Origin of the sequence: Hoylesella enoeca JCM 12259, assembly GCF_000613405.1 — a bacterium.
Lineage (GTDB): Bacteria > Bacteroidota > Bacteroidia > Bacteroidales > Bacteroidaceae > Prevotella > Prevotella enoeca.
The window spans coordinates 46,634-60,584 of sequence record NZ_BAIX01000002.1; the positions used below are offsets into that span (position 1 = coordinate 46,634).

Sequence of the window (13,951 nt, forward strand, 5' to 3'; positions counted from 1 at the left end):
GCTTATTATCAAGTCCATTTCGGATGGAGAGAAATGCACAGCTCTGTCTATATAAAAAGAGAAACATCCACTCCTCCATCTGAAAGCATCAAACAGAATATATGAATCAACTGAAATTCTCGGTGGCCATGTCGGTCTATAAAAACGATAACCCCGAATATGTGCAGACAGCACTCGACAGTATCATCCAGCAAACTTGCGTACCCGACGAAATCGTATTGGTGGCCGACGGTCCCATACCCGACGCCCTGCGCGAGGTTATCGAACGCACACGCGAACGATTCCCCCAGCTACGCCCCCTCTATCAGGAGAAGAATGCAGGGCTTGGCGAAGCGCTCAGAATAGCTGTGGAACATGCCCATTACGACTACATTGCACGCATGGATAGCGATGACATCTCGCTGCCGGAACGCTTTGAGAAACAGATGAAATGTTTCGCTGAAGACCCTTCCCTCTCGATTGTTGGAGGCATGATCACGGAGTTCGTCGGCGAGCCTACAAATATTGTCAATGAGCGCACACTTCCATTAGACGATACGAGCATCAAGCAATTTATGACTTCGCGCTGTGGAGTTAACCATGTGACGGTTATCTTCAAGAAAAGCGATTTGATGAAAGCGGGGAATTATCAATCTGATTATCGGCAAGAGGATTATTATCTCTGGGCACGAATGATGAGAGAAGGATGCAAGTTCTTGAATATTCCAGATGTCGTTGTTAATGTACGATCAGGAGCTAATCAATTCTCCCGTCGTGGCGGATGGAAATATTTTAAGGATCATATGGAGATTTTCAAATTAATGTACCGCTGGAAACTCATTTCCCGCAGCCAGTTAATGAAGAATTATCTATTGAGATTCTTACAGGTGGCTTTCCCTAATCGACTGCGTACGTGGATTTACCAACACCTGCTGCGTGGATAAAGACCTCCGACAAGGCGACCTCGGAAAATCGACTTATATTATATAAGGAAAGCTTGGTAGACAATGATTCCGCTCAGGGAGATATAGAATAGAATGGTAAATTTCAGCCATACAGAAAGTTTATTCCTAAAACTATATCGGTCGGGCGTTTGGGAAGAACCTTTGGAGCTAAATTCCTTTACAAACAGAGAAATTGATTGGAAAGGAATATTAAGGTTGGCCAAACAACAGACTGTAATAGGATGCCTTGCTGATGGAATAGCAGAACTTCCAGAATCTGCCATTCCACAGAAAGTATATGCAAGCCTACTCAGTTGGGCTGTGGTCATACAACAGAATAATGCCCGGATGAATGCCATATTGCCTGGTCTCTTCACCGAATTAGAAACGCACGGCATCCGAACCTGGCTACTGAAAGGGCAAGGCGTGGGAATAAATTATATCCATCCACAATCACGACAGTCGGGAGATATTGATCTATTCATTATGGATCGGGCAGACTTCCGTAAGGCTAATGAGCTGATGCGCACACGTCTGCAATTGATTGATGATTATTCCGAGACTTATTTACACGCTGCTTACATTGATAGAGGAATTCTGATCGAATTGCACGGAGATATTGTAGGACGTATTAACCACAAAACAAATTCGCGGTTAAACAGCTGGTATCGCCAGTTTGTAAATGACTTTGAGGATCGAAGCATCACTATCGGTAATGGCAAAGTAAAACTTCCTCCGATTAATTTTGATGCACTCTTCATCTTCATTCATTTGGTAAGGCACTACTTCGGAGGCGGAATCGGATTGCGTCAGGTGACAGATTGGATGAGATTCCTTTATGTGATGAATGATCAGATAGATCAAGACAGGCTTTATAAAGATATTAAGTACTTAGGTTTGAATAAAGTTTGGTCTGTCTTCGGAACAATGGCAGTAGACTTTCTGGGGTGCCCACAAGAAGTAATGCCATTGTATAATCCTCAATACGCGCATCAAGGCGTCGGATTTTAAGATATATTTTAGACTCGGGAAACTTCGGCTTCCATGATCAGCGAACGAAAAGTAATTCTCGATATTACTATATACGCAGATTCAAGGCCTTTACAGGCCATATACAAATGATGTTTCGCAATATCATTATGTTTCCGAAGGAAGCTTTTTATAGTCTCCCTTATTTCCTGAAAGATGGGTTACAACGAACTTTTGCTAATCGAAAAGCCAATAAATAGATATGGATATGAATTGGAATGCTCTACTTTTATGCGTGGTCTTACCGTTTTTCAGTGCAATGATCCTCGTATTTTGGATACATCCCAAAATAGTTGAGATTGCTAAGAATAAAGACATTGTAGATAAACCCAACAGACGGAAACTACAACATGAGGCCGTCCCTGTATTAGGAGGGATTGCCGTTTTCTGGGGATTAGTTTTAGGTGCAGGGCTTACCGGCGTGTTCTTTGAGAGCAACGCACTATTCCCATCATCAGTCGCTACCACTGTCATGCTATTTTTAGGCACGACCGATGACATCTTAGGATTAAGTCCATCATTGAGATTAGTTGTAGAAATCGTTCTAATCGCCTTTGTCATCAATATGGAAGGAGTGAGCATTAATGATTTTCACGGATTATTGGGATTAGGTCAACTTCCGCAATGGATATCGATTTCCATCTCCATTCTTGCCGGTGCCGGAATTATTAATGCTATTAATCTGATTGACGGAGTGGACGGACTCTCATCGGGCTTCTGTTTGATGGCATGCACCATTTTCTGTTTTGCGTTTGTGACTTCGGGGTCTTACAAGATGGCTACGCTCACAGCCTTATGTGCCGGATCTCTGCTCCCTTTCTTTTTGCATAATGTCTTTGGCCGGAAATCTAAGATGTTTATCGGTGACGGGGGAACACTAATGATGGGTATTCTGATGTCAGAATTTACCTTCCACATCATAGCAACAAATTCAAAGGTGGCATTTCAATATACCAATATGGGAGTTGTTGCATTCACATTAGCAGTGTTGTCGATCCCCGTGTTCGACACCTTACGCGTAATGACAGCTCGGATCATCAAAGGAGGTTCACCCTTCCATGCCGATAAGACACACTTACATCACCTTTTCATCGATTTAGGGTTCTCTCACGCGGGCACAGCCATCACTGTCCTCATATTAAACATGCTAAACATCTCGTGTTGGCTGGCCACATATCAATTAGGAGGAGATGCCACCGCTCAACTCCTCTGCGTGCTAATCACGGGAATCCTCACAACAACGGTACTTTATTACACCGTCAGGCATTTAGGTCCGTCTAATCCGATTATTCGAACGCTCAAATGGATCGGAAAGCACAGCCACATCGAGAACAAAAGTTATTTTCTCCGTCTTAGATTGTTGCTTGACAAGATATAGGCAATCAGATTTTATCACAACTGCAAACAAAGAATCGCCGTAAGTAATCCCTATAACTTACGGCGATTTTTTTATACCAACGTGAGTCCGATGAGTGATCAGTATTTGAAAATTTCACGAATCGGATTACAAGCACATATAATTCCATCGAATTCACAGTAAAAAAGACAACAGGCGTCCATCTTTTTCTATTTTCTAATCAAAATAGATGTCGAGAGATGATCAAATCTTATTTTTTTGAGCAAAAAACACGTCGGAAATTAACCAATTCCTTGTTCGGTTAATTTCTGACCAGCCGGAAATTAACCAATTCCCTGTTCGGTTAATTTCTGATGCATCGACTATGCTAAAATTCCTATTTCTCCATCCTATGATGTATCGGATAGTATAGTTTTATTTTAACTCAATCATTCGAGTAATTGGATGATGTGGTTTTGTCTTAACTTCATCATTCGAGTAATCGGATGGTGTGTTTTATTTGCTTGTTTATTATAATCACGTTATATTATCTAAACAAGGCTCGGTAGAAGACATTAGAGAAACTGTATGCCGAAACGCACATGATCGTCAAGCAGATATAAGAGCGGGAATTAAAAAAGGCACTGACGCAGTAATGCGTATCAGTGCCTTATTGTGTATTGGTGGGTATTACCCTATAATAGGGCTTTGAACTTCTCGTCAAGAACGTCTTTGCTGGTAGCACCTACGAATTTGTCGACTACTTTGCCATCCTTAAAGAATAGGATGGTAGGAATATTGCGCACACTGAACTGTGCTGCAATTTCGTCATTCTCTTCAACATCGCACTTGCCGACAACGATCTTTCCATCGTAGTCGTTGGCCAATTCAGAGATGATCGGTCCCACCATACGGCACGGGCCGCACCACGTTGCCCATAGATCCACGACTAATGGCTTGTCGCCTGTTCTGTAACTCTCGAAGTTTTCGGTTGTGATCTTTACTTCCATTGCTTATTTCCTTGTAATGATTAATATTGTTTGCAAAAGTAATTAATTATCCATATATCAACAAGAATTGTGCCATGAAATGTCAGATCAGTATGGAGGACATTTCAATTGACATGGTAAGACATCCCGGGATTAACCTCAATATAAGTCACGAGCTTGTGTTTCAGACTGATGGGACCCATTTTCGAACGCAGTAGGACATGGCTGTTATTGCCCACGTCATGTATTTGGAAATACAATTGAGTGTTGCCCGGACTGTCACGAAGCATTGTTGAGATATCATTGACGATCGTTTCGTCTACGGAGGTGGTGTCCATGGTGATAGTGAACTTCTCGATTCGCTGATCCTTTACCGTTTGGAGATACTGTATATCGGATATCTTGAAGTCGTAATAGTCGCTATCCCGATATTTCTGCACGCATTTAGCAGTGATGAACACTGTGCTACCTTCGACGAGCATCCCTTTCCATCTCCCCCACTCTTCCCCGAAAAAAGCAAGTTCGCCGGAGCCTTCGAAATCCTCGATGGTAACAAATCCACATGGTTTCCCCGTTTTAGTAAACTTGGATTTGGTGCCGGTCACGATGCCCCCGATAACAATCTGATCTTTCTTTGACAGCGACACTTTGTCATCTAACTCAGTGCAGTGCGTGTTGCACATCGCCTTGAGGATGATATCAAATTCGTCCAAAGGATGAGCAGACAGATATATGCCCACAAGATCGCGTTCGCGGTTCAGCGTTTCGATGGTGCTCCAAGGCTCTGCCTGCGGCACTTGTGGCGTGGCAATCTCTATGGCTTCGGTCGATCCGAATAAAGAATTCTGTGCTTGCGACTGTTCTTGTTGATACAGTTGTCCATAGCGGATCAACGAATCAAGGAAGCTATCGCCCTTGGCATTGATGCCGAAATAGTTTTGTCGTGCAATCTCAAAACTATCAAAACCGCCACTGAGTGCCAGACTCTCAAACGCCTTCCGATTGACGACACTAAGATTGACACGCTCGGCAAGGTCGAATACACTTTTATATGTGCCATTCTTTTCTCTCTCATCAATAATGGTTTGGGCCGCCGCATCCCCCATTCCCTTAATGGCAGCCAATCCGAAACGAATTGCTCCGTGTGAGTTGACACTAAACTTCTGTCTGCTCTCGTTGACATCGGGACCGAGACACTCTATACCATTGCCCGGCACTCGTCCATCAGTTTGGTAATCTCGCTATATTAGCCAGATTTCGGCTCATCACCGCAGCCATATACTCGGCCGGATAATGCGCTTTGAGATAGGCCGTTTGATAAGCCACCCATGAATAACACGTGGCGTGGCTCTTATTGAAGGCATAAGAAGCAAACTTCTCCCAATCTGCCCAAATCTTCTCCAACACTTTCGGATCATAGCCATTGCGCTTTCCACCTTCGACAAACTTCGGTTTCATGGCCTCGACAATGGCTTTTTTCTTCTTTCCCATCGCCTTTCGGAGCGCATCGCTTTCACCTCTCGTAAAACCGGCAAGCTGCCGTGAGAGAAGCATCACTTGCTCTTGATAGACTGTGATGCCATAAGTGTCTTTGAGATATTTCTCCATGCAAGGAATATCATAGGCTATCTTAGCGGGATCGCGTTTACGAGCGATGAAATCGGGAATATAATCCATCGGTCCCGGTCGATAAAGCGCATTCATCGCAATGAGATCTTCGAAAACCGTAGGATGTAACTCTCGCAGATATTTTTGCATACCGGCAGACTCAAATTGGAATGTTCCTACGGTGCGGCCGTCGCAATACAATTTATAGGTTAAGGGATCATCGATCGGAATATGATCGAGATCCACCTCTATCCCAGTACTCATCTTGACATTCTCAACGGCTTCTTTTAAGATAGATAAGGTCTTCAAGCCGAGGAAGTCCATCTTGATCAATCCCGTAGATTCTATGACATGTCCGTCATACTGCGTGCAATGGAGTTTATGCCCGGGATCTGATTTATCTTCGGCAACCGACACCGGCACCCAATCGCTGATAGGATCACGACAGATGATGAAGCCGCACGCATGGATTCCGGTTCCTCTCACTGTGCCTTCCAACATCTTGGCATAAGTCATCGTGTTATGAAGTCGGGTGTCGTTGCTGGCTTCTGCTTCCCGAAGTTCAGGTATACTTTTGATCGCATTGGGAAGATTCATTTTCAATCCATCGGGAAGCCTATCTGGGATAACCTTGCAAAGATGATTCGCTACATCCAAAGGCAATTTCTCCACACGGGCCACATCCTTGATAGAGTTCTTCGTAGCCATCGTTCCGAAGGTGATGATATGTGCGCAATTATCGTGTCCATATTTGTCTTCCACCCATTCCAAGACACGGTTCCGACCGTCATCATCGAAATCTGTATCGATATCCGGCAACGAGATTCGATCGGGATTGAGGAATCTCTCGAACAGAAGATCATATTTAATCGGGTCTATCTTCGTAATGCCCAAGCAATAAGCAACCACCGAACCTGCTGCGGAGCCACGCCCCGGGCCCACCATCACATTGAGTTGATCACGTGCAGAGTTGATGAAATCTTGCACAATGAGGAAATAACCGGGGAAACCCATTGTCTTCATGACATGCAGTTCGAAATTGATTCGTTCGGTCACCTCATCGGTAAGCGGCTCTCCATAACATTTCCGCGCACCCGTATAAGCCAGCTCCGCTAAGTAATCTGCTTCGAATTTAATCCGATAGAGTTTGTCTATACCGCCTAACTTCTCCACTTTTTGTTCCCCTTCTTCACGCGGCAACTGGTTTTCGCCGTTTTCATCGCTGGTAAACTCGTCGAAGAGTTGTTGTGGAGTGAATCGCTTCCGCCATTCCTCCTCTGTACCAAACGACTCAGGAATAGGGAAGAATGGCATGATTGGGCCATGCTCAATATCATAAAATTCCACCTTGTCTAATATCTCCAACGTGTTAGCCATAGCCTCGGGAATGTCTGAAAAGACTTCGTTCATCTCCTCACGCGTTTTAAACCACTCCTGTTTGGAATACCGCATGCGATTGGGATCATCGAGGTCCTTGCCCGTGGAGATACACAACAGATGGTCATGAGCTTCTGCATTCTCCCTGTCTACGAAGTGTGCATCATTGGTACATATCAGTTTGATGCCATACTCCTGTGCAAACTTGATCATCATCGATTGGCTTTCTGCTGCATCGGGAAAGCCTCCCGGTTAGCAACCAAATTCGGATCTTTCACCTCATGGCGCTGAAGCTCCAAGTAATAGTCAGCTCCAAACACGCGGTGATACCATTCCACAGCTTCCCGCGCACCTTCGATATCGTCTTTGATAATCTTTCGCGGCACCTCGCCAGCTATGCAAGCAGAACACACAATGAGTCCTTCGTGATAACGTTCGAGATCTTCACGATCAGTGCGAGGTCGCATATAGTAACCGTCTACCCATGAACGCGAGACGAGTTTGATGAGATTCTTATAGCCTTGATAGTTCTTGGCGAGCACGATCAGATGATAGCCGCTCATGTCACCGTTTTCTTTCACCTTATCAGTCTTATGATGTCGAGCCACATACATCTCACAACCCAAGATCGGTTTGAAAGGTTCTTTACCCGCATCGCGACGCTTACCGTTAATCTTGTTACAGTAATCAAAGAATTCCTTGATACCAAACATATCGCCGTGATCAGTGATAGCCATACCCCGCATACCATCGTTCACGGCTTTGTCTACCAATCGAGGAATGCTCGACTGGCCGTCTAAGATAGAATAATAAGTGTGAACGTGCAGGTGTATATAATCTTCCATTGCCCTAAATCCTGATTAAAATCGAGCGTAAAGTTACGGATTAAGGTCGAAACAGCCAAAGAAAGGATTCAAAAATTTGTGGGATAGCTGAAAAAGATCTATCTTTGCAAACAGTTTTACACATAGACGCTACTATGGGCAATAAAATCAAGAAGCTGAAAAAGATACGAATCCATCGAGAAGGCACGTCAACACTCCTTTACGGCGGCATAGCCGTCATCATCATATCCGCTCTTGCATGGTTCGTTTCCGATTCAAAGATTCCTTTCGGAATATGTCTCGTGGTGCTGGGAGCGGCCTATGCCATCGTCGTGAACTTCTATCAGTGCCCCATCAGATATTTCAGTGAAGATGAAACCGACAAGATCGTTGTGGCTCCGGCCGACGGCAGGGTCGTGGTCATCGAGGAAGTAGAAGAAAACACTTATTTTCATGATAAGCGACTGATGGTATCAATTTTTATGAGTCTCTTCAACGTACACGCCAACTGGTTCCCTGTTGACGGCCGGGTTAAATTTGTTCGTCACCAGGATGGTAACTATCACAAGGCATGGTTACCCAAAGCCAGTGAGGAAAACGAGCATGCCGATATTATGATCACCACTTTTGACGGTGTGGATATTCTCTGCCGACAAATTGCCGGAGCCGTTGCGCGACGCATCGTGACTTATGCCAAGGAAGGCGAAGAGTGCTTCATCGACGAGCACCTGGCTTTATCAAGCTCGGTTCACGCGTGGATGTCTTCCTCCCCTTAGGCACAGAGATCTGTGTCAAAATGGGGCAGAGCACAGTAGGCGACCAAACCGTAATTGCAAGACTGCAATGATCAAAAAGCATATACCTAATTCCATCACGTGTTGCAACCTGATTTCAGGTTGTGTGGCCACTACGTTCGCACTCGGTTACAACCCGGAGATGGCCCTTTTGTGGATCGTGATAGGGGCAACATTCGACTTTTTCGATGGCATGAGCGCCCGATTATTAGGTGTCTCCTCCCCTATCGGCAAAGAACTCGATTCGCTTGCCGATGTCGTAACATTCGGTGTGGCGCCTGCCACGATTGTCTTCTCCGAACTATATGTGCTCGATTATCCTGCATTTTTAGAACCAGTGCAGCACTTACTGCCGTTCTTTGCTTTTGTGATGGCCGCCTTTTCGGCCTTGCGTCTGGCTAAATTCAATCTCGACACGCGTCAGACCACGTCTTTCATCGGTCTTCCTACTCCTGCCAACGCCCTCTTTTGGGGAGCATTGATCGTTGGCCAAGGCGACCTGTTCTCAACTTATCACTGGGGACTTCCCCTACTGCTTGTGCTTATTTGCATCAGCAGTTGGCTGATGGTCTCCGAGATTCCGATGTTTGCTCTGAAATTCAAGCACTGGGGTTGGAAAGGCAACGAGGTGCGTTATGGCTTCATTCTGTTATCCGCTGTCTTGTTGGCCGTGTTCCACATCACAGCCTTTGCACTGATCATCGTCTGTTATTTGCTCATTTCGTTCATCCTAAACAGGAAGCAGACACCCACAGACAGCGCCATCCAGCAACATTAATCTTGATCCGATGGCAGCACTTCTCCATTTCATTTTAGTCATGATTCTCACTGCCGGCTTTATCGTCGGCATTGCGGTCTACATCATTTACACCCGTGTGAGCAAAGCGGCGCGCCACTTTCGCGATCAGATGGACGGAACTGCCAACAACGGTCACCGCTCCCAACAGACCCGCACGGCCCATGGAGAAATCATCATCGATAATCGCACTCCATCCGAAGCCGGTCGCAAGATCTTCTCAAAAGACGAAGGAGAATATATAGACTTCGAGGAAGAGAAAAACACCTGATCAATGTTTTTCATCTCATTGATGAGTATATCAATTCAGCACACACCTTTCTTGCTATCCCTTTGAACAGCCACCGAGCCATAGGGGCCGTGCATAAACAAAAAGTAAGGACTCTCTGTGAGAGTCCTTACTTCTGTTTCTGTGATCCGCATGGGGCTCGAACCCATGACCCCAACATTAAAAGTGTTGTGCTCTACCAGCTGAGCTAGCGGATCTCCGATGATGCTTTCTGTCCTAAAAGCGAGTGCAAAGATACAACATTTTCTATAAACACCAAAATATTCTGTGTTTTTTCTTAAAAATATGACTCTGATGCCGCCTCAATGGTATCGAAAGGTGCCACATCCACGATTGCAACAAAGCTGCCTGCAAACGTTCTCTGACCCGGATCACAGCGCACATGATCTATCTGCCGAAAACCCAATGAGAGGTATACGACCAGTGGGGCACAAGTCGTATAGCCGTGGGGCACAGGTATGCGACTTGTCGCAAAGGCTCACGAAGCCAGTTGCCGGCAGGGCAGCAGGCACGATCTATGATTCTATTTCGGCGTCGTTTTCAAACTCCTTGGTCACATATCGTTGCCAATAGGCAATGATGAGCGTGGTGAGCGGGAGCGCGATGATCAAGCCTATGAAGCCGAGCAATGCCCCCCAAACGGAGAGAGAAAGCAACAGGATGGCGGGATTGAGTCCCATGGCCTTGCCCATCACTTTGGGCGTGACAACCATGTCGCTGATAATTTGCACAATGATAAACACCAGCACGGCTCCACCAAAGATCATCCAGAAGTTTTGCCCGGTGTCAGCAGCTTTGAGCAGTGCCAGAAAGGCCGTGGGAATGAGAGCGAATGTGTGCAGATAAGGCACGAGATCGAGAATGCCGATGAGAATACCCAGTCCGATAGCCATCGGGAAATCAATGATAGTGAAACCCACACAGAACATCACGCCCATGCAGAGCGCCACAATTCCCTGTCCGCGAATATAGTTGTTGAGTTCGCGTTCCACATCTTTGGCCAACTCGTGCCAGAAGGGACGGTTTTTCTTCGGGAAGATCTTGATCCAATTATTGGTGAGATACTCGTAGTCCAATAGGATGAAAAACATATACAAAAGAGTGATGCACGAGGCGATGATACTGATGACAACGCTGGCCGTCTGTCCGATAAACGAGAACAGTTGCGGCATCACCTCTTTGAGAATATTATTGAAATCGCGGCTGCGGAAGAAGTGTTCGATCTCGGTCCGGTTGTCGTGAAGCCACTGCTGGATGGTGGTAGCGATGCGACTGGTGTGTGCTGTTTGATTGAGATAATGAGAGGCCACACTTTCCAGGCGTTGGAACTGGTCGATCATCGGAGGTACGATGAGGTAGACCAGGGCACAGATGGCTCCGACCACGAAGATCATCGTGACGATGATAGCTAAGGCTCGGATACGCACATGCAGCCTGTATTGCACAAATTTCACGATGGGATAAAGCAGATAAGCCAGAAGCCATGCCACGAAAAAGGGCAAGAGCACGGCACTCAGGTAATTGATAACCAGGAAGACGGCAACTGCCAGCAGTGCACCAAGCATCCAGCGGATAAACTTGTCAAAGGTGATTTTCTGATTGATCATGACTCGTGATGTGTCGGGAGTGAATTTGTTGCTTTCGCGCGTGCTTCTGCGGCCAACGCTTTCTGATAACAGGCACGACACAGTGGCTCATATTCTGCCTGCTCGCCTAAGAGCACACGCCGCTCATTCGCCACCAGCCGATGACTGACATAGGCCAAAGCGCCGCACTTCACGCAGATGGCATGCACTTTGGTCACTTCGTCGGCAATGGCGCACAGGGAAGGGATAGGGCCGAAAGGCCTACCGCGAAAGTCCATATCAAGGCCCGCCACGATGACACGCACGCCTCGATTGGCCAACTGGTTGCATACGTCGACGAGTCCGTCATCCAAGAACTGTGCCTCGTCGATGCCCACGACATCAATGTCGGATGCGAGCAGCAGAATGGCTGCCGACGAGTCGACAGGTGTCGAAGGTATGACGTTGCGGTCGTGGCTCACCACATCCACCTCTGAATACCGCGTGTCGATCGAGGGTTTGAATATCTCCACTCGCTGCCGTGCGAATTTCGCCCGCTTCATCCGTCGTATCAACTCCTCGGTCTTCCCCGAGAACATCGATCCGCACACTACTTCTATCCTTCCGAACCGATGTTTTTCTCCTGTCAAATATTCCATCATAGTTGTGGTGTTTGCCCTGAATCAGTAGCTATAAATATGGTGCAAAAATACAAAGATGTTTAAAAACCCGCAAAGAAAGAAGTAGTTTTTTTGCCATTGATGATTAAATAGCTATATTTGCCCGTAAATTTGACAGCAATGGGAACGCTATATATCGTGCCGACTCCGGTTGGAAATATGGAGGATATGACGATGCGCGCCATCCGAATCCTACGCGAGGCTGACCTGATCCTGGCCGAAGATACGCGCACCTCGGGTGTGCTGTTGAAGCATTTCGATATAAGCGGCCGACTGATGTCTCACCACAAATTCAATGAGCATGGCACGGCAGCCGGGATTGTCGAACGATTGAAAGCGGGACAGATGATTGCGCTCATCAGCGATGCCGGTACGCCGGGTATCAGTGACCCGGGATTCCTCTTGGCCCGCGAAGCCATCAAAGCCGGAATCACCGTGCAATGTCTGCCGGGCGCCACAGCCTGCATTCCGGCGCTGGTCTCATCGGGACTGCCCTGCGACAGATTCTGTTTCGAAGGATTTCTTCCACAGAAGAAAGGGAGACAAACCCTTTTAGACGCGCTGACAGAGGAGACACGCACGATGGTGTTCTATGAGTCGCCTTACCGCCTGCTCAAAACCTTGCAACAGTTTGCCACAGTCTTCGGCGAAGACCGACAAGTGAGCATCTGTCGCGAGATCTCCAAAGTGCACGAGGAAAGTGTACGCGGCACATTGGCCGAAGCTGTGGCGCACTTTACAGCAAACGAACCCCGCGGCGAGATCGTTATTGTCTTAGCGGGAAAAAACAATAAGAACAAACCGAAAAAGTGAATAATTATGAAAAAGCTACTATTTTTTGCCTGCTTAGCGCTATTGGCGTTCACAGGTTGTAACAAGAAGAATGGCTCTGATTTGTCGAATATGGCGTTGACCGACTCTCTGCAAAGAATCATTGCACAAAGGGATAACGAAGTCAACGATATGATGGGTACGCTGAACGAGATTCAGGAAGGATTCCGTGAAATCAACGAGGCCGAGAACCGCGTAGACGTCATAAAAGACGGGGAAGGTACCAACAAAGCTAAACAGATCAAGGAGAACATTCAGTTTATCTCCGCCACGATGAAGCATAATCGTGAATTGCTGGCCAAACTGCAACAGCAATTGAAGACGAGCACCATCCAGGGCGATCAGTTGAAGAAAACGGTTGCCAATCTGATGAAACAGTTGGACGAGAAGGAGCAACAGCTGCAGCAACTGCGTGCCGAGCTGGATGCTAAGGATATCCATATCGCTGAGCTGGACGAAACCATCAACAATCAGAACACAAACATCTCGAATCTGAAAACAGAGAGCAGCCAGAAGACCGATGTCATCAACAGCCAAGACAAGCAGCTGAACACGGCTTGGTTTGTCTTCGGTACGAAAAAGGAGCTGAAAGAGCAGCAGATTCTGGTGAACGGAAAAGTGCTCCAATCCAACTTCAACAAGAACTACTTCACGAAGATCGACATTCGGCAAGACAAGGAGATTAAGCTCTACTCCAATTATGCCAAGCTCCTGACGACACACCCGTCAAGCAGTTACACACTGGTGAAAGATGCCACCAAGAAATATATCCTCACCATCACCAATCCTCAGATCTTCTGGAGCACAAGCAAGTATCTGGTGATCATGGTTAAATAAATAAAGTTTGCTCTGAAATCTTTTACAGAGAGGATCGATCAAAAAAGCTCCGCTTCGACGTCATGCCGAGGCG

Annotated in this window: 10 protein-coding genes, 1 tRNA gene and 2 pseudogenes; 8 read left to right on the forward strand and 5 right to left on the reverse strand. The window is 46.4% G+C overall.

Annotated features, from left to right (window positions below):
- Window positions 1-101 precede the first annotated feature (101 nt).
- The 3 genes from JCM12259_RS00945 to JCM12259_RS00960 all read left to right on the forward strand — a co-directional run bounded on the left by JCM12259_RS00945 (window position 102) and on the right by JCM12259_RS00960 (window position 3,330).
- Window positions 102-923, forward strand: coding sequence for a glycosyltransferase (locus tag JCM12259_RS00945; RefSeq protein WP_025065074.1), 822 nt, complete (start codon window positions 102-104; stop codon window positions 921-923).
- A gap of 93 nt (window positions 924-1,016) precedes the next feature.
- A complete protein-coding gene (locus JCM12259_RS00950; RefSeq protein ID WP_025065075.1) occupies window positions 1,017-1,934 on the forward strand; it encodes a nucleotidyltransferase domain-containing protein in 918 nt (305 codons plus the stop codon).
- A gap of 226 nt (window positions 1,935-2,160) precedes the next feature.
- Window positions 2,161-3,330: an MraY family glycosyltransferase gene (locus JCM12259_RS00960; protein WP_025065076.1), complete on the forward strand. Its 1,170-nt coding sequence runs from the start codon at window positions 2,161-2,163 to the stop codon at window positions 3,328-3,330.
- Window positions 3,331-3,983: 653 nt separating this feature from the next.
- Here the strand turns inward: JCM12259_RS00960 and trxA are convergent.
- Complete coding sequence (gene trxA, locus JCM12259_RS00965) at window positions 3,984-4,298, reverse strand: thioredoxin (protein ID WP_025065077.1); 315 nt, start codon at window positions 4,296-4,298, stop codon at window positions 3,984-3,986.
- Window positions 4,299-4,402: 104 nt separating this feature from the next.
- Window positions 4,403-8,107: pseudogene (gene dnaE, locus JCM12259_RS13065) on the reverse strand (DNA polymerase III subunit alpha).
- Window positions 8,108-8,241: 134 nt separating this feature from the next.
- Between dnaE and JCM12259_RS13070 the strand changes: the two are divergent.
- The 3 genes and pseudogenes from JCM12259_RS13070 (at window position 8,242) to JCM12259_RS00985 (ending at window position 9,947) form a co-directional block, all read left to right on the forward strand.
- Window positions 8,242-8,933: pseudogene (locus tag JCM12259_RS13070) on the forward strand (phosphatidylserine decarboxylase family protein).
- Entirely contained in the window at window positions 8,930-9,658 is a 729-nt protein-coding gene (pssA, locus tag JCM12259_RS00980) for a CDP-diacylglycerol--serine O-phosphatidyltransferase (RefSeq protein ID WP_036888343.1), read from the forward strand. Before JCM12259_RS13070 ends, pssA begins: the two are co-directional and overlap by 4 nt.
- 10 nt (window positions 9,659-9,668) lie before the next feature.
- The gene (locus JCM12259_RS00985; protein ID WP_025065079.1) at window positions 9,669-9,947 is read left to right on the forward strand and encodes a DUF4834 family protein; all 279 of its coding nucleotides are present in this window, start codon (window positions 9,669-9,671) and stop codon (window positions 9,945-9,947) included.
- A 142-nt stretch (window positions 9,948-10,089) separates the two neighbouring features.
- Here the strand turns inward: JCM12259_RS00985 and JCM12259_RS00990 are convergent.
- The 3 genes from JCM12259_RS00990 to JCM12259_RS01000 all read right to left on the reverse strand — a co-directional run bounded on the left by JCM12259_RS00990 (window position 10,090) and on the right by JCM12259_RS01000 (window position 12,192).
- Window positions 10,090-10,162 (reverse strand) — tRNA-Lys (locus tag JCM12259_RS00990).
- A gap of 318 nt (window positions 10,163-10,480) precedes the next feature.
- Window positions 10,481-11,569: an AI-2E family transporter gene (locus tag JCM12259_RS00995; RefSeq protein WP_025065080.1), complete on the reverse strand. Its 1,089-nt coding sequence runs from the start codon at window positions 11,567-11,569 to the stop codon at window positions 10,481-10,483.
- Window positions 11,569-12,192 carry a thymidine kinase gene (locus tag JCM12259_RS01000; RefSeq protein ID WP_025065081.1) on the reverse strand — a complete coding sequence of 208 codons (624 nt, stop codon included), beginning with the start codon at window positions 12,190-12,192 and terminating at the stop codon, window positions 11,569-11,571. The genes JCM12259_RS00995 and JCM12259_RS01000 overlap by 1 nt, the downstream gene beginning before the upstream one ends.
- A 138-nt stretch (window positions 12,193-12,330) precedes the next feature.
- Here JCM12259_RS01000 and rsmI point away from each other — a divergent pair, with 138 nt between their 5' ends.
- Together rsmI and JCM12259_RS01010 are read left to right on the forward strand one after the other, a co-directional pair.
- Window positions 12,331-13,023 (forward strand): 16S rRNA (cytidine(1402)-2'-O)-methyltransferase, encoded by a 693-nt coding sequence (gene rsmI, locus JCM12259_RS01005; RefSeq protein ID WP_025065082.1) that lies wholly within the window; start codon window positions 12,331-12,333, stop codon window positions 13,021-13,023.
- Window positions 13,024-13,029: 6 nt separating this feature from the next.
- Complete coding sequence (locus JCM12259_RS01010; protein ID WP_025065083.1) at window positions 13,030-13,878, forward strand: Cbp1 family collagen-binding glycoprotein adhesin; 849 nt, start codon at window positions 13,030-13,032, stop codon at window positions 13,876-13,878.
- Window positions 13,879-13,951 lie beyond the last annotated feature (73 nt).

What these genes read in the sequence shown, in the direction of transcription:
- JCM12259_RS00945 (WP_025065074.1), top strand. Translation starts at nt 102, where the DNA reads ATGAATCAACTGAAATTCTCGGTGGCCATGTCGGTCTATAAAAACGAT.
- JCM12259_RS00950 (WP_025065075.1), top strand. Translation starts at nt 1,017, where the DNA reads ATGGTAAATTTCAGCCATACAGAAAGTTTATTCCTAAAACTATATCGG.
- JCM12259_RS00960 (WP_025065076.1), top strand. Translation starts at nt 2,161, where the DNA reads ATGAATTGGAATGCTCTACTTTTATGCGTGGTCTTACCGTTTTTCAGT.
- trxA (WP_025065077.1), bottom strand. Translation starts at nt 4,298, where the DNA reads ATGGAAGTAAAGATCACAACCGAAAACTTCGAGAGTTACAGAACAGGC.
- pssA (WP_036888343.1), top strand. Translation starts at nt 8,930, where the DNA reads ATGATCAAAAAGCATATACCTAATTCCATCACGTGTTGCAACCTGATT.
- JCM12259_RS00985 (WP_025065079.1), top strand. Translation starts at nt 9,669, where the DNA reads ATGGCAGCACTTCTCCATTTCATTTTAGTCATGATTCTCACTGCCGGC.
- JCM12259_RS01000 (WP_025065081.1), bottom strand. Translation starts at nt 12,192, where the DNA reads ATGATGGAATATTTGACAGGAGAAAAACATCGGTTCGGAAGGATAGAA.
- rsmI (WP_025065082.1), top strand. Translation starts at nt 12,331, where the DNA reads ATGGGAACGCTATATATCGTGCCGACTCCGGTTGGAAATATGGAGGAT.
- JCM12259_RS01010 (WP_025065083.1), top strand. Translation starts at nt 13,030, where the DNA reads ATGAAAAAGCTACTATTTTTTGCCTGCTTAGCGCTATTGGCGTTCACA.